Source organism: Biostraticola tofi, from assembly GCF_004343195.1.
Lineage (GTDB): Bacteria > Pseudomonadota > Gammaproteobacteria > Enterobacterales > Enterobacteriaceae > Biostraticola > Biostraticola tofi.
Genome location: NZ_SMCR01000003.1, coordinates 501,060 through 523,653, shown reverse-complemented (window position 1 = coordinate 523,653; position 22,594 = coordinate 501,060). Strand labels below are relative to the sequence as shown.

General features: G+C 54.0%; 22 protein-coding genes. 10 read left to right on the top strand and 12 right to left on the bottom strand.

Annotated features, from left to right (window positions below; all coding sequences use genetic code 11):
* Window positions 1-84 precede the first annotated feature (84 nt).
* Window positions 85-969 (top strand): NmrA family NAD(P)-binding protein, encoded by an 885-nt coding sequence (locus tag EDC52_RS09705; protein ID WP_131865117.1) that lies wholly within the window; start codon window positions 85-87, stop codon window positions 967-969.
* A gap of 50 nt (window positions 970-1,019) precedes the next feature.
* Window positions 1,020-1,718, top strand: coding sequence for an RluA family pseudouridine synthase (locus EDC52_RS09700; protein ID WP_131865116.1), 699 nt, complete (start codon window positions 1,020-1,022; stop codon window positions 1,716-1,718).
* A 78-nt stretch (window positions 1,719-1,796) separates the two neighbouring features.
* On the opposite strand, the gene EDC52_RS09695 is transcribed toward EDC52_RS09700, so the two are convergent.
* Entirely contained in the window at window positions 1,797-2,363 is a 567-nt protein-coding gene (locus tag EDC52_RS09695; protein WP_131865115.1) for a TetR/AcrR family transcriptional regulator, read from the bottom strand.
* A 118-nt stretch (window positions 2,364-2,481) separates the two neighbouring features.
* Here EDC52_RS09695 and EDC52_RS09690 point away from each other — a divergent pair, with 118 nt between their 5' ends.
* The 6 genes from EDC52_RS09690 (at window position 2,482) to EDC52_RS09665 (ending at window position 7,041) form a co-directional block, all read left to right on the top strand.
* Entirely contained in the window at window positions 2,482-2,949 is a 468-nt protein-coding gene (locus tag EDC52_RS09690) for a nuclear transport factor 2 family protein (protein ID WP_131865114.1), read from the top strand.
* 413 nt (window positions 2,950-3,362) lie between these two features.
* Window positions 3,363-4,346: a DUF1852 domain-containing protein gene (locus EDC52_RS09685; RefSeq protein ID WP_131865163.1), complete on the top strand. Its 984-nt coding sequence runs from the start codon at window positions 3,363-3,365 to the stop codon at window positions 4,344-4,346.
* A 25-nt stretch (window positions 4,347-4,371) separates the two neighbouring features.
* A complete protein-coding gene (locus EDC52_RS09680; protein WP_131865113.1) occupies window positions 4,372-5,403 on the top strand; it encodes a methionine synthase in 1,032 nt (343 codons plus the stop codon).
* A gap of 223 nt (window positions 5,404-5,626) precedes the next feature.
* Window positions 5,627-6,061, top strand: a complete 435-nt coding sequence (locus EDC52_RS20045; protein WP_230467993.1) for a hypothetical protein — start codon at window positions 5,627-5,629, stop codon at window positions 6,059-6,061.
* A 120-nt stretch (window positions 6,062-6,181) separates the two neighbouring features.
* The gene (locus EDC52_RS09670) at window positions 6,182-6,469 is read left to right on the top strand and encodes a hypothetical protein (protein WP_131865112.1); all 288 of its coding nucleotides are present in this window, start codon (window positions 6,182-6,184) and stop codon (window positions 6,467-6,469) included.
* 20 nt (window positions 6,470-6,489) lie between these two features.
* Complete coding sequence (locus EDC52_RS09665; protein WP_131865111.1) at window positions 6,490-7,041, top strand: hypothetical protein; 552 nt, start codon at window positions 6,490-6,492, stop codon at window positions 7,039-7,041.
* A gap of 98 nt (window positions 7,042-7,139) precedes the next feature.
* Here EDC52_RS09665 and EDC52_RS09660 read toward each other — a convergent pair whose 3' ends face one another.
* The 9 genes from EDC52_RS09660 to EDC52_RS09620 form a co-directional block, all read right to left on the bottom strand.
* Entirely contained in the window at window positions 7,140-7,757 is a 618-nt protein-coding gene (locus EDC52_RS09660; protein WP_131865110.1) for an ANTAR domain-containing response regulator, read from the bottom strand.
* A complete protein-coding gene (locus EDC52_RS09655; protein ID WP_131865109.1) occupies window positions 7,757-8,923 on the bottom strand; it encodes a transporter substrate-binding domain-containing protein in 1,167 nt (388 codons plus the stop codon). Before EDC52_RS09655 ends, EDC52_RS09660 begins: the two co-directional genes overlap by 1 nt.
* 34 nt (window positions 8,924-8,957) lie before the next feature.
* Complete coding sequence (locus EDC52_RS09650) at window positions 8,958-10,682, bottom strand: nitrilase-related carbon-nitrogen hydrolase (RefSeq protein WP_131865108.1); 1,725 nt, start codon at window positions 10,680-10,682, stop codon at window positions 8,958-8,960.
* Window positions 10,682-12,175 (bottom strand): purine-cytosine permease family protein, encoded by a 1,494-nt coding sequence (locus EDC52_RS09645; RefSeq protein WP_131865107.1) that lies wholly within the window; start codon window positions 12,173-12,175, stop codon window positions 10,682-10,684. The genes EDC52_RS09650 and EDC52_RS09645 overlap by 1 nt, the downstream gene beginning before the upstream one ends.
* 579 nt (window positions 12,176-12,754) lie before the next feature.
* On the bottom strand, window positions 12,755-13,897 hold the full coding sequence (gene bglB / locus EDC52_RS09640; RefSeq protein ID WP_131865106.1) for a beta-galactosidase BglB: 1,143 nt from the start codon (window positions 13,895-13,897) through the stop codon (window positions 12,755-12,757).
* 5 nt (window positions 13,898-13,902) lie between these two features.
* The gene (locus tag EDC52_RS09635; RefSeq protein ID WP_131865105.1) at window positions 13,903-15,498 is read right to left on the bottom strand and encodes an MFS transporter; all 1,596 of its coding nucleotides are present in this window, start codon (window positions 15,496-15,498) and stop codon (window positions 13,903-13,905) included.
* Between the two features lie 87 nt (window positions 15,499-15,585).
* A complete protein-coding gene (locus EDC52_RS09630) occupies window positions 15,586-16,677 on the bottom strand; it encodes an alcohol dehydrogenase catalytic domain-containing protein (protein WP_131865161.1) in 1,092 nt (363 codons plus the stop codon).
* A gap of 260 nt (window positions 16,678-16,937) precedes the next feature.
* Window positions 16,938-17,930: a LacI family DNA-binding transcriptional regulator gene (locus tag EDC52_RS09625; protein WP_131865104.1), complete on the bottom strand. Its 993-nt coding sequence runs from the start codon at window positions 17,928-17,930 to the stop codon at window positions 16,938-16,940.
* Between the two features lie 204 nt (window positions 17,931-18,134).
* Window positions 18,135-19,031: a LysR family transcriptional regulator gene (locus EDC52_RS09620; protein WP_131865103.1), complete on the bottom strand. Its 897-nt coding sequence runs from the start codon at window positions 19,029-19,031 to the stop codon at window positions 18,135-18,137.
* 93 nt (window positions 19,032-19,124) lie between these two features.
* Between EDC52_RS09620 and EDC52_RS09615 the strand changes: the two genes are divergently transcribed.
* Window positions 19,125-19,871 (top strand): sulfite exporter TauE/SafE family protein, encoded by a 747-nt coding sequence (locus EDC52_RS09615; protein WP_131865160.1) that lies wholly within the window; start codon window positions 19,125-19,127, stop codon window positions 19,869-19,871.
* A gap of 147 nt (window positions 19,872-20,018) precedes the next feature.
* On the opposite strand, the gene EDC52_RS09610 is transcribed toward EDC52_RS09615, so the two are convergent.
* Entirely contained in the window at window positions 20,019-20,915 is an 897-nt protein-coding gene (locus EDC52_RS09610; protein ID WP_131865102.1) for an oxidoreductase, read from the bottom strand.
* 262 nt (window positions 20,916-21,177) lie between these two features.
* Window positions 21,178-21,336: a hypothetical protein gene (locus EDC52_RS19860; protein ID WP_165911683.1), complete on the bottom strand. Its 159-nt coding sequence runs from the start codon at window positions 21,334-21,336 to the stop codon at window positions 21,178-21,180.
* 258 nt (window positions 21,337-21,594) lie between these two features.
* Here EDC52_RS19860 and EDC52_RS09605 point away from each other — a divergent pair, with 258 nt between their 5' ends.
* Entirely contained in the window at window positions 21,595-22,590 is a 996-nt protein-coding gene (locus tag EDC52_RS09605; RefSeq protein WP_131865101.1) for a Gfo/Idh/MocA family protein, read from the top strand.
* The last annotated feature ends 4 nt before the right edge of the window (window positions 22,591-22,594 follow it).

Genomic DNA, 22,594 nt, shown 5'->3' with positions numbered 1-22,594 from the left:
CACTCCAAGGAATAAGCTAGCTTATCAACAAAACGACGGCCAGGGCGCTTGCCCGATGCCGATCACTTCCTCAAGGAGATACTGATGATTGTGGTAACCGCGCCAACCAGCAAGATTGGCAGTCAGTTGCTTAATCACCTGCTCGCGGCAAACCGACCGGTCCGGGTCATCGCGCGCGATGCCTCAACGCTCCCCGCGGAGACACGCGCACGGGTTGACATCATAGAGGGCAGCCATGGGGATGCCGCGACGGTCCAGCGTGCCTTCGCTGGCGCGCGCAGCCTGTTCTGGCTGGTGCCGGCCAACCCCAAAGCAACAGACGTTACCCAGGCGTATGTGGATTTCAGCCGCCCTGCCGCCGCTGCGATAAAAACCAGCGGTATCACTCAGGTTGTGGATATTACCGCTCTGGGCCGCGGCACCCCTCAGGCGGCGAATGCGGGCTATGTGACCGGCTCGCTGGCGATGGACGATCTGATCGCCGCCACGGGTGTACATCTGCGTGCGCTGGCCATGCCTTCCTTCATGGACAACCTGCTGATGCAGTTGCAGCCCTTGCGCGAACAAGGGAGGTTCTTTTTACCGATTGCCGGCGATCTGCCGCTGCCATCCTGCTCAACAGCAGATATCGCCGAGGTGGCCGCGCGCTGGCTGCTGGATGATCGCTGGCAGGGACAGCAGGAGGTGCCGGTGCTGGGCCCGGAGAATATCTCTTTCAATCACATGGCGCGGATCATGAGTGAAGTGCTGGGTCGCGACATCGCCTATCAGCAGATTCCGCTGGAGGCTTACCAGGCGCAGTTCCTGCGTTTCGGCTTCTCTGAAGGCATGGCGGAAGGCATGGCCGCCATGGCCCGAGCGAAAGGTGAAGGACTCGATCTGGGTGTCGTCAGGACAGCCGACACCCGTACTTCTACCCATTTTCGCCAGTGGTGCGAGTCCATTCTCAAGCCAGCATTTCTGGCCTGATCAACGTCGATTCGTTATTATCCGCTGCCACTTCCCAGCCGGGCAGCCTGATGTCTACAATTATCGATACCTTTATTGCTCCGCCGTGCCATGATCAGATAGAGACTGTTTATCAGGACGACCACCTGGTGCTTATCAATAAACCCGCCGGGCTGCTAAGCCTTTCGGGGAAAAATCCGCAAAACATCGATTCGGTACATCATCGGTTGGTACAGCTATTTCCCGGCTGCACCCTGGTCCATCGTCTGGATTTCGGTACTTCCGGGTTGATGGTGATTGCCCGTAATAAGGCTATCAATGCGGCTCTCTGCCAGCAGTTCAGTCAGCGCACCGTGACCAAGATCTATAGCGCCCTGCTCTGCGGGCATTTAGAGCACAACGAAGGGATGATCGACCGCGCGATTGCCAAAGACCCGGCGCGCTTTCCGCTGATGTCGATTTGCCCCCTCCACGGCAAGCCGGCTCGCTCCCGCTATCAGGTGGTCGAGCGCATTTATCGAGAGCAGGAAAATGGGGCATTACTGCCATTGACACGGGTACAGTTAACCCCTGAAACCGGGCGCACCCATCAACTGCGCATTCACTGCCAGCAGTTGGGCCACCCTATTCTCGGCTGCGACCTGTATGGCGGGCGCCTGCTGCCCGGCACCGAACAGACGCCGCGATTGATGCTGCACGCCAGTGAACTGCATTTTGTGCATCCCATCAGCGGGGAGTGGATGAAAGCCCGTCATCCCTGCCCGTTCTGAAAGCCAGTGTCTCTATAACGCTGCGTGGACTCGATTGATGTCACAGGAGACGCACACTCGCCACAGAGGGATATCGAATCAGGTGCCAGACAGTAATCTCTCCAGGCCCTTTTTTAACCGGTCGGTAACCTCATCCGCCTCCATGCCCATTTGCGCATGGATAATCGCCCCATCAATAAGCATCATTATTTCCCTCGCCAATCCCTTCTCTATCACGCTTATCAACGAAGCCACCGTTTGCTCCACTTCGCATTTATGGTTACGGCAAATGACCTTGATCTCTTGGGCGATATCCTCGGATTCAGCCTCAGCTGTTGCATTAATGAATGCACAACCTCGGAAAGTAGCGCAACGGAACCATTCATCAAGCGTTTCAGAGAGCGCAATAAGCGGTTTTTTACTTTCATCGAGCTTGCTGCTCAGGGTATGACGAAACCAGTTGATCCATATGTCATGCCGATAATGCAGATAGGCCAATATCAATAAGTTTTTACTTGGATAATGGCGATAAAAAGTCACTTTTGTTACCTTCGCCTGCTTTATGATTTTATCCACACCGGTCGCCCTAAAACCTGTGGAATAGAATAAATCGTGCGCGGTTAACAGTATTTTTTCTTTTACGCTGACTTTTTTTTCATTACCCATTATGAGTGAAACTCCTGGTCAAACAATGTTAACGGGTGTGTTGACAGTGCTATTTTTCAGTACTAAATTAACACGAGTAGACAGACCTGTCTACATGACACTGCTTGAGGTTTCTCACATGACTATACGTCCCCCTTTACCGCCATTCACTCGTGAAAGCGCGATTGAAAAAATCAGGCTGGCCGAAGATGGCTGGAATAGCCGCGACCCGGCTAAAGTGGCAACGGCTTATTCTCTGGATACCCACTGGCGAAACCGAGCAGAATTTGCGACTAACCGTGCAGAAGCTCAGGCATTTCTGGAGCGGAAATGGAAGAAAGAACTGGATTATCGACTGATCAAAGAGCTTTGGGCATTTACTGACAACCGCATCGCCGTACGATATGCCTATGAATGGCACGATGATTCGGGTAACTGGTTCCGCTCTTATGGCAATGAAAACTGGGAATTCAACCAGGATGGGTTAATGAAGCGCCGCTTTGCCTGCGTGAACGATATGCCTATCAAAGAATCCGAACGCCTGTTCCACTGGCCGCTAGGCAGACGTCCAGACGAGCACCCGAGTCTAAGCGATCTAGGTCTGTAGGCTTTAAAACGGGCGCTGTTGGCCCAAACTCTCCACCCCGGCGACAGCGGATTGAGGAGCTTTCCCACCCGCCTCTTGGGGCGTTGCCGCTCGACATCCTATCAACTCCAGCCTGCAATATGCTGTGACCGGGGTTTCACTGGCCTCACCGCTCCTCAGCGTTCATCAGCGTTCATCAGCGTTCATCAGCGTTCATCAGCGTTCATCAGCGCACAGCAGAACATGAGGAAGTCTCATGTTCTATGAAATTAAATCACTTTTACTCAATGACTGACTCAGGCATAAAGGATGCACTGTTAATAATTATATATAATATTAATACTGATCAATGGGAAACAAGAAAAAACGGGGAAGCCCTGAGAAGCAACCAACAAGCCCCGGTTTTCATTCAAAAATTAGGATACCAGATTGCGATGAATAAAGAGTTTACATTTACTATCAAGCGCATTTTTTTCGATGAGAACTACAACCCTTCTGCAAACACTCGCATCACGACCAACTTCGCTAATTTAGCCCGGGGCGATAAACGTCAGGAGAACTTGCGCAACACCTTAAGAATGATTGACAATCGGTTCAATTCTCTGGCGCACTGGGATAACCCCAAAGGAGATCGTTATTCTGTCGAACTTGAAATCATTTCCGCTGAGTTGAATGTCAACATTAATGGCCATGCCGATGCCTTTCCAGCGATTGAAATATTAAAAACGACTATCGTTGATAAGAAAATCAACCAGCGCATAGACGGCATTGTCGGGAATAACTTTTCCTCTTACGTGCGGGATTATGATTTTAGCGTGGTGCTGCCAGAGCATAATAAACATCAGACGGCATTCAGCATACCTGATAATTTTGGCGACATACATGGCAAAATATTCAAGTCATTCGTAAAATCAGAAACCTACAAAAATAGCTTTAATAAACAACCAGTTATATGCCTAAGCGTGTCAAGCAAAAACATCTATTATCGTACAGATAATCAACATCCGGTGTTGGGCGAAGAATATCAGCAAAATGACCTCTCCTTGACCGATCACTATTTTGCAAAAATGGGACTACAGGCTCGCTATTTTATGCCGCCAAACAGTGTTGCGCCTTTGGCATTTTATTTTTCTGGTGATTTGCTTAGCGATTATACCAACCTCGAGCTTATGAGCACTATCAGCACGATGGAAACGTTTCAAAAGATTTACCGACCTGAGATTTACAATGCCAACTCAGCAGCAGGGAAAACCTACCAGCCTAGCTTGAATCACCAGGATTACTCTATTACTCAAATTGTTTATGATCGAGAAGAACGCAGCCAATTGGCCATTGAACAGGGAAAGTTTACTGAGGAGCACTTTATCAAACCCTACCAAACGCTTCTTGAGCAATGGTCTATTGATGCCGTGCTTTGATTAACCGAAAACAAGGTCATTTTTTATGAAAAAGTTATTACCCACGTCAACGGCGGGCAGTTTACCTAAACCCTCTTGGCTGGCACAGCCTGAAACGCTTTGGTCGCCTTGGAAATTGCACGATGAAGAATTAGCTGAGGGCAAGCGAGATGCGCTGCGTCTGTGCCTGGCCGATCAGCAACAGGCCGGGATAGATATCGTCAGTGACGGCGAGCAAACACGCCAGCATTTTGTTACCACGTTTATCGAGAACCTCAGCGGCGTTGATTTTGAGAAACGTGAGGTGGTTAAAATTCGCAACCGCTATGAAGCGAGCGTTCCGACAGTCGTTGGCCCGGTGACGCGTCAAAAGCCGGTTTTTGTTGAAGATGCCCGGTTTTTACGTCAGCAAACCGATCAACCGATTAAATGGGCTTTACCAGGTCCCATGACGATGATAGATACACTGTATGATAGCCATTATAAAAGTCGCGAAAAATTGGCTTGGGAATTCGCCAAAATTCTTAATCAAGAGGCCAAAGAATTAGCGGCCGCCGGCGTTGATATTATCCAATTCGATGAACCCGCTTTTAATGTGTTTTTTGATGAGGTGAATGACTGGGGGATTGCCGCGCTGGAAAGAGCCATCGAAGGGTTGCAATGTGAAACTGCGGTCCATATTTGCTACGGTTATGGCATCAAAGCCAATACCGATTGGAAAAAAACGCTGGGGACAGAGTGGCGACAATATGAAGAAATTTTCCCCAAATTGCAAAAATCCAATATCGATATAATTTCCCTGGAATGTCAGAATTCACGTGTTCCCATGGATCTGATTGAACTGATTCGGGGTAAAAAAGTGATGGTTGGGGCCATTGACGTGGCCACCAATGCCATTGAGACACCAGAGCAAGTTGCCAATACGCTGCGTAAAGCGCTGCAGTTTGTCGACGCCGACAAACTTTATCCTTGCACCAACTGTGGCATGACGCCCTTATCTCGTCGAGTTGCCAGGGGCAAGCTGAATGCATTAAGTGCCGGTGCAGACATCGTTCGAGCTGAAATCCTGGCCAAATAAGCTCGCCAAATCTCAGGAAGCCGACAGACAACTCAGGCCGGGCTAAGCGTTATTCCGTTGCCAGATAGGGTTAATGCTAATCGGACTGAGTGACGGCCATCATTGCTGCAATGACAGACGAGGTATCCTTACCCAGGGCTGAAGATGCTATCGTTGCGAAAATGAACTGTCGCTTGCAACCATAATGTCACTATCCCGTCTGGGCCATACGCAGATATTGACCATGCAAAAACGGTTCTTGATCGCTGGCTCGTCTGGCCTTGAAACATTTCGTGCAGCGTTGAGCGAAAAAACGGATAATCTGCTTGCAACAGTCACCCCCCGAAAATGTCTCATTGCAGTTGTGATTCACGCTCTATCACTGTCTGAACTGCTCAACAATGGAATCAGAATCATGATTAATCGTTTTTTTATCTGTGCTTTCGTCGTGCTTTCCTTTTCAGTGAGTGCCGCCAATGGCGGTGATGGGGGAGATGGCGGGAACGGTGCTGATGGAGGGAATGGCTCGAACGGCGACCGTTCAGATAATACGACCGGTCGTCGAGGGTGTCCTGGTGGCACGGATCCGGACCCCGCAGGCAGATTTTATTTTCCCGGTACACAGGAGCAATGTAACCCCGGCAAGCAGGATGTCAGCAAAAACACGCCGAAAAATTGATGTTCAAATTATTATGCATTGAGTTTTAATTAGTTTTAATTAGTTTTAATTAGTTTTAATTAGTTTTATTAATTAATATCTCAGTTTTTATGGCGACGAGTGAGGAGTACCCTCTTACCTATGCTAAGTAAAACAGCATTGATCGCGTTGGCAGAGTGTGCGGCTGAGGATGGGTTTAACTTTGCGAATTTTGTCGCGCAAACCGAATGTTTATGGCAGGACAGCGCATTGGTCATGGATGCCGACGCGTGGCAGCGGCAGTGGTTTGAACTGGAGATCGTTAATGGCCTCGCATTGGCAGAATGGGACGAGCAGGGTCGCCCCGATGGCGGGTCGGCAAGCTGGGGTGAAAACTATCAGCAAGAAGCCCGCGAGCTGGTGGCGGGACTGCTGGCGCTGACAGCGTGACCCAGACGTGGAGTTCCCGTATGTTGGTTAAAACCACCCTGCCCTTGCTGTTGATGCTATCCAGCGGCTGCAGCCTGTTTCCCCATAATCAATTCTTCACACCGCCCGCCCCCAGCCCAGCTATGGCATGGGTACGTATTGTAGGCGGTACTGAACGTGCATCAATCCAGCAGGAGAATCAGGGGCAGCATGAGGGCGGTCTGGTACGTAGCAGCGAGTTTATATTGACCCACACCCGGGAGGCCGGCATGCCGGTCGCCAGTGGCCAGGACACATCGTCCTGGAGCGATTATTACGAATCCCCGGTGATCGCAGGAAGAAAAACGCGTATTGGCCTGGTGTATAGCGGCAGCAATAACCGTTGCAGCAGCGCGATGAGTTTTGTGCCGCAGAAAGGCCATTACTACCAGTTCGGCTTACAGGTAGACCTGCGTTTGCGTCAGTGCCGCGGTCTGCCGTATGAGTTGACTCAACATGCCCAAGGACAGTGGCAACTTGAGCGTATCAAGGATGTCGACTGGGGCGGAAAATACGGGCATGAAGATGCGAACTGGCAAAAGATGCCGGAGTGATCCGGCAGTCCAGCCAAAACCAGGTTGGCATCGCCAGGCAGGCGTCTTCGCCGAACGGGCAATTACCCCTAGTGGCCTTGATCCCTTTTCCAGACCACTCAACTATCCCGCTCCTCAAGCAACGCCTTCGCCATCCTCAGATATCCCTGCCGATTGGCCAGCAAATCGATACTGCAGTGTTCAATCGTTTTCTGCTGCCGCATCGCCATACGGCGCAACAGCCTATAGGCCCCCTCTTCGCCCAGAGCCAAATGTTGCATCAGGCACAATTGGGCGGCAAACAGAAACCGCCTGGCCTTCAAGCGCTCATCCTGCTGTTGCAACTGCGCCGTCAGCGCCTGCTGCCGGGCGTCAAACGCCAGCGCCAACGTCAATGCGGTCATCACCCCATCGGAGCGCACCGGTTTACGCAGATAGCCGGAAATCTGCTGTTGAATAATCCACTGCAGGCGGGATGGCGTTTCCATCGCCGTCAGCACTATTTTCGGCAACTCAGGCCACGGCAGACGATGCGAGGGGTGAAATAGCTGCGGGTTGTCGCCATCGAACACAATCAGCTGCAACCCGTCAAAGGCCGCCGGCGGCGGAAAATCATCGTAAAAGCAGGCTGCAACCCCGAGACGGGCAAACTGCTGCTGCAAATGCTGCCGGTCGCGCCCATTGCAGCCAATCGCACCGACTTTCAAGCCAGCGATACGTACTTTGACATCATGCATCAAGCGCTGCCCTCTTGCGCCACCAGGGCCAAATCGATCCAGGTTAACCAGGGATCCGGTTTCACCGGCATCGGCGCCTGCCAGAAGGTTTTCAGCACACCCTGCTCACAGCGCGCCATATGAGGCGTTAACCAGGCATGATTATTGTCGGCATCGATGCGTACTTTTCCCGCCGGGCCATCGATCTCATCCTGCCACACGGCGGTACGCACCTGGGCGACATCGTCGCTGCCGCAGTTGCCGATGGCGCGAGCCAGAAATTGCCCGGCCAGCCAGGCGGCCTGCGAGTCCACCGAGGGCGAACTGTGGTCGCCGAAACGCTGGCGATAGCGACTGAGGAATTGCTGGTTCTGCGGTGTGTCGATCGACTGGAACCAGGCTGATGAGACCAGATAACCTTCCAGCGCCGCGGCGCCAATCAACGCGACCTCGGGTTCACAGAGCGTCAGGCTGAGCTTGACCAAGGTATCTGTGGCCAGGAATGGATGCTGCTGGGCGGCGGCATGCCAGGCGTGATAGAAACGATAGGCGGAAATCCCTACCAACGTTGCCAGCACCACCTTGGGCCGCTTGGCCACGATATCGTCGATGATAGACTGTACGTCGGTTTCACCCAGCGGCAGCAACTGGCTGGCCACCAGTTCTCCCCCCACCGGTTCAATCACTTCACGGGTGATGCGATCAATTTCCCAGGACCAGACATAATTGGAACCGACATGATAAATCTGCGGCGGGTGGTGTTCCAATAGCCAGCTCAGCATCGGAATCACATGCTGATTGGGCGCCGCGCCCAGATAAATGACGTTATTGCTGCTTTCGAAACCCTCATAGCGCGCCGGGTGCCAGAGCAACGCATTAGCGCCTTCGACCAGCGGCAGTATTATTTTCCGTGAGGCGGAAGTATAGCAGCCGACAATATGACGCACGCCATGGCGATAGAGCAGGTCGTGGCAATAGTCGAAATACTTATCCAATGACCCGCCGGGATCGTAGACGATCGGCGCCAGGGTAAAGTTAAACGCCGGATTGGCATTGACCTCCTCGACAGACAACAGAATGCCATTCAGCATTTCACGGCCAATGACGCCGTAATCACCGGAAACCGAATAGAGAATGCCGACCGGAATGACTGTTTTTTTATCATTGGCAGTGCCGCTTGATTGCATCGATTCACCCTTAAAAATGGCCCGCAGGCCACCGTTACCTGACGTCATGTCGGGAGTTGACCACCAGTGCCGAGTAATAGTGCGGTTGACGCATCAATACCAGATCTTTTCGCCGCACCACATGGGTCGGGTAAGGCACGCTGCTGTCGCCGGTATCAATCGTCAGGGTGGCCATTCCTTCAGTTTGCATGACTTTAGCTTCCGAGCGTGGGAATGCGAAGGTATCCGGGCCATAAATGCCGCTGATGCCAAAACTGCCGTGCTCTGGGTCGCAGCTGTTGGCAAACGCCAGCCACACGTTATTCTCACCTGCTCGCACTCGCGGCAGCAGGCAGTGCAACGGGTCGGCGCCGGTGGGGATCGGGTAGTTGTGGCGAATCACGGTGCCACGGTGGGCCAGCGGCAAGGGTTCAGCAAGCGACGCCGGGCAGGCAATCACATCGCAGCCCTCCAGCGCCAGAATGCGGCCGGATTCCGGCATCAGCAAATCCTCTCCCAACAGCAAACCGATCCGGCCGCAAGGGAGATCGGCGCTGACCCAGCGTTCACCCGCCGTCGCCCACAGCCTATCGGCACGGTTAAGGTGGATCTGGCGATAATGGGCAATGATCCCTTGCGTGCCGACCAGCAGGGCGCTGTTGTAATAAACATCCCCTTCCTGCTCGATCCAGCCGGTCAGCAAGGCCAGATCCAGTTCCATTGCCAACTGCAAAAACGCGGCGATCGCCGGATGGTCGGCGCTGATGGCCTGTTCAGATCCATCGCCCCCGGTTAATGCCTTTTCAGGAAACACCACCAGCTCGGCGCCATTGGCTTTGGCCGCCTGGGCAAATTCACGCATCTTACGCAGATTGAGTTGCGGCTCGGGCAGTGGGGTAAACTGGGCTACAGCCACCGCAGACCGCTTTCCCCGGGGCAATGGTTCCAATCCGTACAGGCCAAAAAAATCGCCGGGATTCCAGCTGAAGGTGTTGGTCATCAGGCGCTGGTAAAGCTCAGGGCGACGCTTTTGCAGCGCCACATTATGCGGCGTCAGCGTGATAGTGGCCGCCACAATGCCGTCGCCGTCATCACGGGCCGCCAACAGCCGGCCGTCACTGTCCACCACACAGCTGCCGCCACTGAACTGTACTGTGCGCTCCCAGCCCCAGCGGTTGCTTTCAACCAGCGCACAGCCATTCTCCCAGGCGCGAGTCAGCCAGTAAGGCGACGGGGTACGCTCAGCCAGCCAATTGCTGATATGACAGATAATCTGCGCACCACCGACCGCCGCCAGGCGCGCGGTTTCTATAAAGTGGATATCCATGCAAATCAGCAAGGCAATATTGCCGATCGGCGTGGCAAACACCTGATGCCCCAGGTCGCCATTGGCCGCCCATTTAGGTTCCGAAATATAGGGATGGGTCTTGCGGTGCACGCCAATGATCCCCGCAGGGCCGATCAGTACCGCACTGTTGTAATAAAGGCCGGTGTGGCTATCTTCTTCCGGCATGCCCACCACCAGATAACAGTGATGCTCGCGCGCCAGGGCGCAGAAACGCTGGCAGGTCTCGCCATCGACGCTTTCCACATAAGGCGCTACTTCCTGCCGGTCGCGCCAGCAATAACCGGTGGTGGCCATTTCCGGCATCACAATCAGCCGGGCGCCGCCTTTGGCCGCCTCTGCGGCCAGTATCAGCAACTGGCGAACATTATCCTCTTTTTGAAACTGCGTCGGCTCAAACTGGATGGCCGCTACCTGCAAGGGTGTCCCGGTCATTATTCAGCTTCCTTGTTAAGTTGTGGGGCGAATTGCGGCTTGGGGCCGCTGTACGCGTCTGAAGGACGCCAATCGGTCGGCATATCCAGCGGGAAGGTGTTGAAATAGTACTGGCCGCGGGTGGCGACGCTTAGGATCACATGGATTATCGGGCCCACCAGCATGGCGATAAAGGAGGCGTATACCATCGGGTAAAGCCCCAGCACGCCCGCCGCACCCACCGCGACCGCCATGACCAAAGCGATAGTGCCTGAGGGATTCCACATCCGCAGATACTCTTTGCGATATTCGATAAAGTCGCTAGGCGCCAGTTTGAATAATTTGCGGCAGATAAAGTAATCAGCCAGGATGATAAATACCCAGGTATTGGTCAGAATGCCGGTTATCGAGAGAAACGTGCCGGTATACTGCAGGACATTAAACACATAGAAGATGACGCCCAATGCCCAGACCAGCACCATCCACCATTGCCGACCCGGGCGATAGTTAAAGGCCATATCCATGGTATTGGACAGCGCAATCGAACCGGAGTAAAGGTTGAGCACGTTGATGCGGATCTGGGTAATGATGGCGAACAGCACGCCGGTCAGGCCAATAATCAGCGGGAACACAAAACCCGGATCCAACGCCAGCGACCAAGCATCGCCTTGTTTGATATTCGGCATCAGGGTGTAGGCCATAAAGGCGCCGAACAGCATCACCACCACGATCGGCATCAACATTCCCAGCATAATGGTAGCGGTACCCTTATGCGTCACCCCGGGTTTGGCAAAGCGGCCGTAATCAGTCGCCATCAGTCCCTGGAACACAATCTGGCCATTGGCCATATTCATGACCAACCACAGGGCGTTGCTGTCGACGTCGCTTTTTGCATGCCAGCCGGAGAAACCGATCGGCTGGTAGTGGTGGGTCAGTTGCCAAATGCAAAAGCCAAACAGCAGGATAAAGATCGGCACGCCCCAGGTTTGCAGGAACTGCATCGACGACATGCCTTTCCAGACAAACCAGATAGCGGCCAGGCCGGTCACGGCAAAAATAGCCACTCCGGCCGGTGAATTAACCGCGATGCCGGCATAATTGGCGATGGCATGGGAAACGATGGTACCTTCAAACAGGAAATAGAAGATAAAGTTGATGGCATAGATAAGCGAGGTGAAGGCCGAGCCCATATAACCGAAACCGAGGCCGCGGGTCATCAGGTTCAGCGACAATCCCTCCCTGCTCGCCAGCCTCATAATGCAGGCGCCGATAAGGGTGGCGAACACCACCAGATAGGCAATCGGCAGCAAAAGCGTTGGCCAGCCGACCTGGTAGCTCATATCAGCGCCGAGGCTGAACCAGAACATCGCAGTGGAGTTGCCCAGCAACACCAGAATAATGGCCGGAATCGGCCAGCGATAATGCGCAGGCACCCGCCCTACCGCGTAATCCTCTACGGCTTCAGCCTCAGTAATATCCTGAGGTCCCTGAAACCATTGTTTGAGTTTTCCCATCACTATGCTCCCAAAATAAAAAAAAGCCCCGCCGACCGGTTAAGTCGATGGGGCTTCTTTGCCAATGATAAATTGTATGCGCCCGGTGTAACGCTGCGCTGGAATGTAGACCGCAGCAGGCAACGTTGCCTGTATCAACCAGGGCTGACCATGGCGGTATTATCTTGCAGCAAACGCCGTGCCAGTTTTTAAGGGGGCTGATTAGGCGAGTTTCCCTACTGATATGCCCGTATTTCGCCACCCGCTGCACCAGGCAGGTGCGCTTCTGCACCAACAACGGAACGGCCCCTGGCCGGTCATGGTCCGGTGTCAGTCGGCCAGACAGGAAATATCCCCTGGCAGAGTGGTGATTGTTGGGGCCCTTCTACGACTCACGGCACAGGGATGTAAATTTTCGTTTCGCAGTCAATATTGAATGGATCTAGACAGTATTTCACCCTCGCTCGCGGCTCATTTAGTGAGGTAATCATGAATGGCATCGGAAAATGCGGTGCGGGCAGTATTCGTTGTGCTACCCGCATGCCAGTGGCAGACTAATTAAGACGGTGCTTAGCGTCCAGACGAAAATGCGTCATGCCCTTAGAGGTAAACATGCAAATACTCAGCCATACACAATATTGCCATCGCCTGCCCGTACGGCATCGACGTCAATGGGATCTGGCGGTAATACTCCAGATCGGGTCCCATTTCTGTACCGAATGAACACTGCGTAAGTTCTCCTTCATCACTGATACAGTTAATCACGCCACGTATCGCCTTCTGCCCGACTTTTCCATAAGCAGCATCAATATAGCGTTTACGCACCGCCTTCAGAATGCCATAGGCAAATCCTGCGGTTGCCGAGCTCTCCAGATAGGAGTCGCTGTCATCTAGCAGTGTATGCCAAAGACCGCTTTCATCCTGCAAATGAACCAGTGCGCTGACTTGGCTGTTCAATACTTCCAGTAAAAAACGGCGCGTTGCATCGTATTCCGGCAGATCCAGCAGTTCGATAAAATCAGGGATAGCTACCGTCAACCAGCTGTTCCCTCTCGCCCAGCGAGCGCGTGAAAAGTTGTGATTGCCTTCAAACGTCCAGCCATGGAACCACAGCCCGGTTTCCCGGTCCATCAGATACTGTATATGGGTGAGGAACTGAAACTTGGCTTCTTCAACATATTCCTGACGCCCAAGCAGTTTGCCGATCTTAGCCAGCGGCATCACCGTCATCATCAGGGTGTCATCCCACAGCTGCTGGTTATTTTCTTTATGAATAACAACGTGCTGAATCCCGCCTTTTTCCGTACGCGGCATCTGGTACATCACCCATTCGGCCCAACGCTCCAGCAGCGGCAGCCAGGCCGGATTGCGGGTTTCTTCATAGCGATATGCGAGGGTTAACAGTGGGCAGACTGTATTCACATTTTTAGTCGGCGTGCCCTCCGACAGCCGGGCTTTAAACCAGTCGTCAATAATAGCGCGCATCGACTCATCGCTCGTCTGCCGGTAGTATTGAAAAATACCGTACAGGCCGACGCCATGGGTCCACTCCCATCCTGCCGCCCAGCCCTTGGCGTCAATAATCCGGCCGTCATCCAGATGCAATGCGAATTCCCCCGTGGTATCTTCAATGGCAACGAGATTACTGGTCACCTTATGGATTAACGCTTTAAGCGCATCACGGCAGATAAAGTGTTCCTGTTGGCGCAGCAAGGCGCTGTGTTTTACCGGATAAATCGTCATATTTGTCATCCTGCATATTTGTCATTTTCAGAAGAAGTAGGCGGTATAGGGGCTCCATTCGCTTTCACGGGCGGTGCTTTCTGGCGATTGAGATAGCCGATGTTATTGTTACCCCACAAGGATTCGTATTTCATGCCGGTCAGCATTTCTAATGTTGCCCGCGCATCAGGCGAAACGCTTTCCGGCAGCGGGCGATTGGCTCTGCGCATACGCTGATTCTCCTGTTGCAGTAGTTGATGACTCTGCAAATTAAGCTTGAATTTCAGAGAAATCAGAAATCCGATAGCCAATACCCCCAGGGTACCAAAGCTCAGTATCTGCAAGATGGTGTGGCTGACCTGTGGATCCTGCACGCTCTTGCCCGACACGAAACCGGACAGCTGCATGATGATCCCTACCAGCATGACAGCCCCCGCCTGCGAGGCTTTGCGCGTCATAGTCATTACGCCGGCGAATATGCCCTCACGCCGCTGAGCGGTAATGGTCTCATCCACATCAGAAATATAGGTGTAGATATTCCAGGGAATATAGTTGATCCCGCCACGCCCCAGCCCAGCCACGGCGGAAATAAACAGGAGCAGCGAATAAACATCGCTCATTCCTGCGTAGTAGACCAGGGCAAACGAGACGGATGCCAGGCCAAACAGCACCACCACAACGCGATAGGCCGGTGCCGGCCCAAAGCGGATACACAGTGGGATCATGCCAATGACCGCAACGAACTGCAGGATTGCCATCACGCCCATTAAGTTTGATGCGGTTTGCGCCGTCTGCATAAGCACAAACACGACGTAATAGGTGAACACGGCATTGAACACATCCTGCGCGATATAGCCGCCGAGGTATAACCCCAGGTGCTGGCGGAAAATCTTGATGCGAAAAGTGGAGGTCAATTCGATCCGCAGGCGTTTGAGGCGAGCGCCCAGCGTCAGGCTTTCATCGCCCCGCGCCTGCTGGCGCTCTGCTTCAGATTTCAGCTCTGAAGGCCGTTCCCAGGTAAAGCAGTAGACCAACGTCAGGACAATGGCACAAATCACAGCCAGAACCAGGCTTGCGTAAAAGAAAGACAGCGGATTGTCTTTGCCGAAATGCGACAGAAAAACGCCCGGCAGAAAGGCTGCAAGTATGGCTGAAAGCTGTCCCATGGCGATGCGCGCCCCGGAGAATTTCGACTTGTGCTTAAAGTCATCTGTCATTTCAGGTACCAATGTTTCATAGGGCACCAGAATCATGGTATAGACGATATCAAACAGCAGGTAGGTGAGCAGGTAATACCAGAAACCCATGTCTCCAACCCACATAATGCTGTAGCTGAATATGGAAGGAATACCCAGTAAGATAAAGAATTTTCGTCGGCCAAAGCGCCGCCCCAGCCAGGTGCCGCCAAAGTTGTCGCTCACATAGCCCATCAGCGGGCTTACCACTGCATCGAGCACGCGTGCGCAGGCAAAGATCATGGTCGCTTCGATGGGTGTCAGCCCGCAAAAGCTGGTATAGAAATAGAGCAGCCAGGCCGAGGTTAACACTGCCGTGCCAGCGCCGAGAAAGTCTCCCGAGCCGTACGCCAGATAATGATGTAATCCTATCTTTCGCTGTTTCATTGTTATGTGCCCCGAAGCATGGTGGATTGGGGTACGGTGCTGGCATATTGTAGGGTTGCCAACACCTGATCTTGGATGTAAAACTCATTATTGCGCGTGTGGTACCAGCAGCACTTTGATTGCTTCGGCGGTGCCAAATGTTGCAAAGGCCTGCTCCCAACGGTCGAGCGGAAACTGATGCGTCACGATGTTTTCTGCCGTCATAAGCTTGCGGCTAAAGAGATCAATAACCGTCTCGTAGCAGCCAGGGCTCAAATGCGCGCCACGGATATCCAGCTCTTTTCTGTCGCCGATGATTGACCAGTCAACCGAGGTCTCACGGCTAAACACACTGAATTCAACAAAGCGCCCAAGCTTGCGGATCATTTGCAGCCCCTGATTGACGGCCGCCGGGTTGCCGGTAGCTTCAATGTAGACATCGCAGCCATAGCCGTCGGTCATCGCCTTCACTTTCGCGATGACATCCTCTTCAAGCGGATTCATCACTTCATCTGCGCCAAGCTTGCTCGCCAGCGCCAGGCGGTGCGGCATCGTATCGATAACAATGAGTTTCTTTGGGGTTTTGAGTTTGATGGCCTGTATCATACCAAGCCCTAAGGTTCCGGCGCCGGCCAGCACGACGACGTCGTTAAACTGAATATCGCCACGATTGACCGCGTGTACCGAACAGGAGAACGGCTCAATCAGCGCGCACTCTTCCAGCGACAGCGACTGCGGGATTTTGTGTACACGACTGGTAGGTTTAAACAGCATGTATTCCGTCATGCCCCCATCGGCGTCATCTTTCTGAAAACCGTAGATATCGTGTTTTTCACACATCCAGTACTGCCCATTGCGGCAAAAACGGCATTTATCGCAAGGTACGATCTGTTCCGCAATGACCCGGTCGCCGAGCGCGACGCCGAAATGTTCCAGCGCATTCGGGCCGGCCGCATGAACGGTACCGTAGAACTCATGGCCGCTGACCACCGGGGTTTTGACATACGGAGGAAACGTCTCGTTGCCCCAAAACATCGGCGCCCCGTGGTAGCAGTGAAAATCAGAGGCGCAGATGCCGCATGCACCGACTTTTACCAGCAGTTCATTCGCTTTTGGCTCCGGCAGCGGCGCAGAGACCAGGCGATAGTCTTTCGGGCCATAATTGACCAGTTGTTTGATTAAGGTGGGTTTTATGTTCACAACTTCATTTCCCGTACATGATGAGTGTTCATGCACCTTAAAATGTTTTCGTAAACATTTATAATCACACTGCATGTTTTTGTGATCATGATGACATTATTTTTTAAAAATCATTTTATTTCAATAATTTAAAAATTTCATTTTACTTACAAAAAACACAAATGATTCATGCGGAATTTTATTGATGATATAAAACTCTATATATGTTCACATGAACATTTGGAGCCCGGCACTGCCATCATCCAGGACCAGGTCGCTGGCTAGCGGTAATTTTTTAGAAAACCGTTAATTACCGTACGCTGCTGCCAGGGGCGGTCTTCAATAGCCGCCACCAGGTTCTCGGCAACGATGGTCGCCCATTGCTTGTAGTCATGAACGACAGAGGGGTAAAAAAACCCAAAATCTTCGGCGTTGGGTATGTCGTCAATAGAGAGGAACGCAACACTCTTCAGTGACCATGTTGTCGCGACACTGCGCGCTGCAAGGGAGATGGCACCGTTAATTCCTACAATTGCATCGTAATTCATCACGCCACTGGAGAAGTGGGCGGCAATTATCTCTTTCGCTTTATCATAGCGATAGTCCGCATACAGGCAGGTAACCTGGGTGGTGGCAGGAATGTTCTGAAGGATACTGTTTACCCGCGCCTGAGTGATACGCGAGTGCTCATGGCCACCAATCACCAGAATATGGCGCCAGGATTTTTCGGTAATGACCGAAGCGATAAGCCTGCCGGCCCGCTCATCGTTGACAAAAACAGCCGGTAAGGAGGTGTCAAATTGGCGATCTAACTGGATAAGTTTTGTAGGCGAGTGATGCAGAATTTTAAGGTGGCTCACGTCGTAGTCGGGGGTATCGCTAATCACCGACAATACTACTCCTGCCGCTTTATAGCCCACCAGCGTATTGATCGCTTTCACTTCAGACGCGCGACCACCGCCGGTGGTAAAGATCATCACCGAATATCCCTTTGCCTCCGCGCGCAGACACAATTCTTGAATCACGTATGAGTAACTCTGATTAAAGGTATCGTCCGTAACTATACCGATGATCGGGCTTTGAGAAGATTTGATATTCTGTGCAAATATATTGGGCACGTATTCAACTTCACGGGCTATCCGCAGGATCTTCTCGCGCGTGAGGGTTTTCACCTTGTAGGGGTCGGTAAAAGTGCGGGAAACGGTAATACTGCTGACGCCCGCGAGACGGGCGATATCTGTAATTGTGGGCGATTTGTTACCAGGCGCTTTCATAGGGTGACAATCACTCTGCCGAAAAAAGGGAGTATATCATTTCCGCTGTTTGATATTGAAACATCAAGCATGTGAGGCATACCCAGGGAACAGCCCCTTGGGACTGCAACAATATCCACCTCGGTGTCGCCAAGGTATTACAACCGAGGAGATGTTAAACGCCCTAGCGATATGTCATAGCAATAGTAGTCATGCGTTAACGGTTCAGCCAGCAGCGTTTTTCTTACCTAGGTGGGACAGCAGGCTCTGCATAGGCGAGGATAGCGCTTGCCAACTGCCATAGCATAAACACAGCTGGCGTTGCGCCCAGCCATCATTCAATGCCAGTATCCGATAGCCAAGTCGCCGACGGTAACGACCGGCGACGGCCTGCGGCATGATGCCCAGGCCAACACCGTGCGCCACCATTTCACCCAGGCCCGCGAAGGTTTTCATACGGATACGCAATGCCAGCGCATGGCCGGCAGCGCGCGCATGGTCATCCAGATGTTCCTGCAGTGCGTTACCCTGCGCCAGGCCGACAAAAGGCTCATCGATAACCTCGGCCAAAGATACCTTGCCTACCGATGCCAGCCGGTGCCCGGCGGGCACGATCAGCACCAGATGATCCCTGGCGACGGGTTGAAGTACCAGCGTAGGCGCTGAAACGGCATCGGAAACGATGCCGGCCTCGACCCGTCCGGCGGCAATACTGCGCACAATGTCCGCGCTGGTGCGCTCTTTCAGCTCAACCTGCAGTTGGGGCCGCTCAGCCAGCCACGGCGCCAGCCTGGCCGGCAGAAACTCGGTCAGGGCCGCGGTGTTGGCATAGAGATGCAGCGTGCCCCGGTTGCCTGTAGCAAAGTCCTGCAATTCACTTTTGAGCCGCGCCTGCTGGCGCAGCATCAGTCTGGCATGGTGAGCCAGCGCTTCCCCGGCTTCGGTGGTGGTCACGCCGCGAGGATGTCGCTCTAGCAGCATCACGCCAGCATCGTCTTCTATGCGGCGCAGGCGTTCGCTGGCCGAGGCCAGCGCCAGATGGGCGCGCGCCGCCCCTTGGGTAATGCTGCCCGCGTCGACAATGCACAAGAACAGATGCAGGTCAGCCAGATCGAGTCTCATATCGCTATCCGGTGCTTAACCCTTCGGATTCACCGAAGGATAGAGGATGAATTCCACATTGTGCCCAACGCGCTGACCGGCTTCAATACAGCGATGAATGAATCTTTCGTTTTTCTGACATTGGCCACGACTACGTTTCTGGTTGCCGGGCTGGTCAAAGGCGTGACCGGTATGGGCCTGCCTACGGTGGCGATGGGACTGCTGGGCCTGGTTATGCCGCCGGCGGCGGCGGCGGCCATGCTGGTACTGCCGTCGCTAGTGACCAATATCTGGCAGTGGCTGGCCGGGTCCAGCAGAGGCCCCCTGCTGCGCAGATTGTGGCCGATGATGCTATGCATCGTGCTGGGTACCCTGGGCGGATCGTCGCTGCTGGTGGCTACCGATCCTCGCTGGTCGGGCCTGACCTTAGGGGTGGCGCTGCTGGTGTATGCGGGTTATGCGCTGGTGTCGCCGGTGTTGGCGGTACCTGGCCGGGTTGAGCCCTGGCTGTCGCCAATCATCGGGCTTATCACCGGCGCAGTGACCGGCGCCACCGGCGTTTTTGTGATGCCGGCAGTGCCTTATCTGCAATCGCTCAGGCTGGATAAAGACCTGTTGGTGCAGGCGCTGGGAATGTCATTTACCGTTTCCACCCTGGCGCTGGCCGTCGGGCTGCTGCTGCACGGCGCGTTCCGTCCGCAAGAAATGGGGCTGTCGGCGCTGGCCATTATACCTGCGCTGATGGGGATGTGGCTGGGACAGATGATCCGCACCAGACTCAGCCCCAGCCGTTTTAGAATGTTTTTCCTGTTGTTTCTCGGGCTATTGGGTCTGGAACTTACCCTTCGGCCATTCTATTGAAAACAGCTACAGCGAAAATCATCAGGGTGCAGCAGTGTACAGCCAATGACCGCGCAAGCCAGCACGACAACTGGCCATTTTATTTTCATAGTATTATCTCCACCGACTTCACTGATCAATGGCACAATTGTACAAGAAGATTTGCTATCAGCCAGGCCCATCGCTGGCCGCCGCCAGCAATGGCACCAGCAGTTCGCTAATCGGGGTAGGAATGCCGTGCGCCCGGCCGTATCGCTGTATTACGCCATTGCGACAGTCCCATTCAAGCGGGTTGCCGGCTTGTCGATCGGCCAGGATGGAGGTGCCTAAATCGGCCGGGGAGCGCTGAAAGCCATCAACAATTTGCTGCGCGACCTCATCACCCAGATTGGCGCCCTCTGCCCGGGCCACCGCCAGACACTCGTGCAGATAGGCCAGGGCCAGACCGGTGATATCGGTTCGGGTGTACATGCCGGAACGGCGACCCGTCAGAACCATTAATCCGGCGACGGCATTCACCAGCAGCTTGCGCCAGGCCACCGAGGTGAAATCCGCTGCAATGTCGACCGCGCAGCGGCTGCCGCTCAGCACCGCCTGAACCACCTTGTTTTGCGGCACATCAGGCAAAGTGAGCCGCGCTGCGCGACGCAGCCATACTGCGTTATCCGGTTCGCGTTGGGCGGGAAACCACACCACGGAAGGCAACACCGGCCGGCCGGCCAGGTAAGGTGCGAACATCGCTTGTTGTTCCACCCCGTTTTGCAGCACGCAGACCACTGTCTGCTCACTGCACAGCGCCGCAAGCCACGGGGCCGTCGCCGCCACCTGGGTAGACTTGACCGCGACGAACACCAGGTCAAAGGGGGTATGGACGCCGGCAGGATCAGTATGCACCGGCCCGGGCACCACGATATGTCCGCCGTCATGGCGCAGATCCAGCCGATCGCGCGCCGTGCGCCCGCAAAGGGTTGGCGTGTGTCCGACCTCATGCAGTGCCGCCGCTACGGTGGTGCCGATAGCCCCGGGGCCGATCAGGGCGATAGTGGGATGTTCGGATAGGTTCATTATTTTCATCCTCTACAGAGAGTGACTTACTGTCCAAAAGCCAGGCGGCTCCAGCCAGCCGTTATCACTGAAAACCAGGCAGGCGGCGGTCAACCAATGATGATTGTGCCGATCACTATCAGCGTACAGGCAACTATCTTGCGGACCGTTATCCTTTACGCCAGGAAAAAATAACCGATTAATGCCGCAAAAAATACGCTGGTTTCACGCCGCACCGGCCGATAAACAACAGCGGCATCATGATGCCCCATAGCGCGCTCATCTATACCGTATAGGCGATAGGGGCGCCGGAAAGCCGTACGCCGTCAGTGACACTGTAACCGGCGATAACACCGCCGGTACCCAAGGCATAGGGCAGGCTCGGGACTATCAGCCGGCGTCCGCTGAATACCAGGGCATTGATATAGGCATACGCCATCATAAGCAGTTCAATATTCGCATTAAAGCAAAGTATCCTCATTGCGCAATGAGTAATTGCTCATGCATATTCCCGCTTATGTCGTCAGGCGACGAATCGCTGCGCGGCGAAGCGGCATCGCCAGGTCGGCTTCAGTGATACCGCCTTGATGCGCAGGGCTTTGTTATGCGGCGTTGGCACCACACCACAAAGAATACGCAAATTATGATGAGTGATCTTGTATGATAAAAAGCACAAAGGGGTTTCTTCGAGGGGAAATAAATGAATAAGTCACTTGGCTGGGGTGTGCTGGCCACCGGATGGATTGCTGAGCTATTCACTCGGGATCTGATAGCTTCTGGGTTAACGGTGACTGCGGTGGGGTCGCGCTCGGCCCAGAAGGCCAGCGCATTCGCCAAGCGGTTCGCTATCCCCGCCGCCCATGGCAGTTACCAGCAACTGGTGGCAGACCCGGCGGTGGATATCGTCTATGTGGCCACCCCACATCCACAGCATATTGACGCCGCCCTGCTGGCGCTGGAGGCCGGTAAACATGTGCTGATTGAAAAACCGTTCACCTTGAACGCCCAGCAGGCCAAAAAAATTGTTGCGCGCGCGGCCGACAAAAACCTGATTGTCCTGGAGGCGATGTGGACGCGTTTTTTGCCGCATATGCAGCGTATCCACCAAATTATCGACGCCGGCGTGCTGGGCCAGTTGCGGTCGGTGTCGGCTGAACATCGCCAATTTTTACCGACCGATCCGCAGCACCGGCTGAATGCGCTGGAACTGGGCGGCGGCGCGCTGCTGGATCTGGGGATTTACCCGGTTTCTTTCGCCTGGGATATGCTGGGTGCGCCCACCGCGATCCAAGCGACTGCTCGTTTTACCGCGACTGGCGTCGATGCTGAAATCGCCACGGTGATGCAGCATCAAGGCGGAGCCATGTCCACCACCGTATCTGCCCTGGATTGTGCCGGCCCCAACGGGGCGGTGATTTATGGTTCCAAGGCGCGTATCGTCATCGATGCCGTCTGGTACTGCCCCACGTCGTTTCGGGTTGAAGACTATCAGGGCCAGGTGCTGGAAACCTATGCCGAGCCGGTCGCCCATCGCGGCATGCAGTTCCAGGCGTTGGAAATGGAACGTCTGGTCAGGACCGGGACCCGGTCGGCGATTATGCCGCCGGAACAATCGGTGCAGATAATGGCGACCCTTGATACCATCAGGCAGCAGATCGGCCTGGTCTATCCGGGTGAAAGCCGCACCATTAAGTAAAAAC

What these genes read in the sequence shown, in the direction of transcription:
- EDC52_RS09705 (WP_131865117.1), top strand. Translation starts at nt 85, where the DNA reads ATGATTGTGGTAACCGCGCCAACCAGCAAGATTGGCAGTCAGTTGCTT.
- EDC52_RS09700 (WP_131865116.1), top strand. Translation starts at nt 1,020, where the DNA reads ATGTCTACAATTATCGATACCTTTATTGCTCCGCCGTGCCATGATCAG.
- EDC52_RS09695 (WP_131865115.1), bottom strand. Translation starts at nt 2,363, where the DNA reads ATGGGTAATGAAAAAAAAGTCAGCGTAAAAGAAAAAATACTGTTAACC.
- EDC52_RS09690 (WP_131865114.1), top strand. Translation starts at nt 2,482, where the DNA reads ATGACTATACGTCCCCCTTTACCGCCATTCACTCGTGAAAGCGCGATT.
- EDC52_RS09685 (WP_131865163.1), top strand. Translation starts at nt 3,363, where the DNA reads ATGAATAAAGAGTTTACATTTACTATCAAGCGCATTTTTTTCGATGAG.
- EDC52_RS09680 (WP_131865113.1), top strand. Translation starts at nt 4,372, where the DNA reads ATGAAAAAGTTATTACCCACGTCAACGGCGGGCAGTTTACCTAAACCC.
- EDC52_RS20045 (WP_230467993.1), top strand. Translation starts at nt 5,627, where the DNA reads ATGCAAAAACGGTTCTTGATCGCTGGCTCGTCTGGCCTTGAAACATTT.
- EDC52_RS09670 (WP_131865112.1), top strand. Translation starts at nt 6,182, where the DNA reads ATGCTAAGTAAAACAGCATTGATCGCGTTGGCAGAGTGTGCGGCTGAG.
- EDC52_RS09665 (WP_131865111.1), top strand. Translation starts at nt 6,490, where the DNA reads ATGTTGGTTAAAACCACCCTGCCCTTGCTGTTGATGCTATCCAGCGGC.
- EDC52_RS09660 (WP_131865110.1), bottom strand. Translation starts at nt 7,757, where the DNA reads ATGCATGATGTCAAAGTACGTATCGCTGGCTTGAAAGTCGGTGCGATT.
- EDC52_RS09655 (WP_131865109.1), bottom strand. Translation starts at nt 8,923, where the DNA reads ATGCAATCAAGCGGCACTGCCAATGATAAAAAAACAGTCATTCCGGTC.
- EDC52_RS09650 (WP_131865108.1), bottom strand. Translation starts at nt 10,682, where the DNA reads ATGACCGGGACACCCTTGCAGGTAGCGGCCATCCAGTTTGAGCCGACG.
- EDC52_RS09645 (WP_131865107.1), bottom strand. Translation starts at nt 12,175, where the DNA reads ATGGGAAAACTCAAACAATGGTTTCAGGGACCTCAGGATATTACTGAG.
- bglB (WP_131865106.1), bottom strand. Translation starts at nt 13,897, where the DNA reads ATGACGATTTATCCGGTAAAACACAGCGCCTTGCTGCGCCAACAGGAA.
- EDC52_RS09635 (WP_131865105.1), bottom strand. Translation starts at nt 15,498, where the DNA reads ATGAAACAGCGAAAGATAGGATTACATCATTATCTGGCGTACGGCTCG.
- EDC52_RS09625 (WP_131865104.1), bottom strand. Translation starts at nt 17,930, where the DNA reads ATGAAAGCGCCTGGTAACAAATCGCCCACAATTACAGATATCGCCCGT.
- EDC52_RS09620 (WP_131865103.1), bottom strand. Translation starts at nt 19,031, where the DNA reads ATGAGACTCGATCTGGCTGACCTGCATCTGTTCTTGTGCATTGTCGAC.
- EDC52_RS09615 (WP_131865160.1), top strand. Translation starts at nt 19,125, where the DNA reads ATGAATGAATCTTTCGTTTTTCTGACATTGGCCACGACTACGTTTCTG.
- EDC52_RS09610 (WP_131865102.1), bottom strand. Translation starts at nt 20,915, where the DNA reads ATGAACCTATCCGAACATCCCACTATCGCCCTGATCGGCCCCGGGGCT.
- EDC52_RS19860 (WP_165911683.1), bottom strand. Translation starts at nt 21,336, where the DNA reads ATGATGGCGTATGCCTATATCAATGCCCTGGTATTCAGCGGACGCCGG.
- EDC52_RS09605 (WP_131865101.1), top strand. Translation starts at nt 21,595, where the DNA reads ATGAATAAGTCACTTGGCTGGGGTGTGCTGGCCACCGGATGGATTGCT.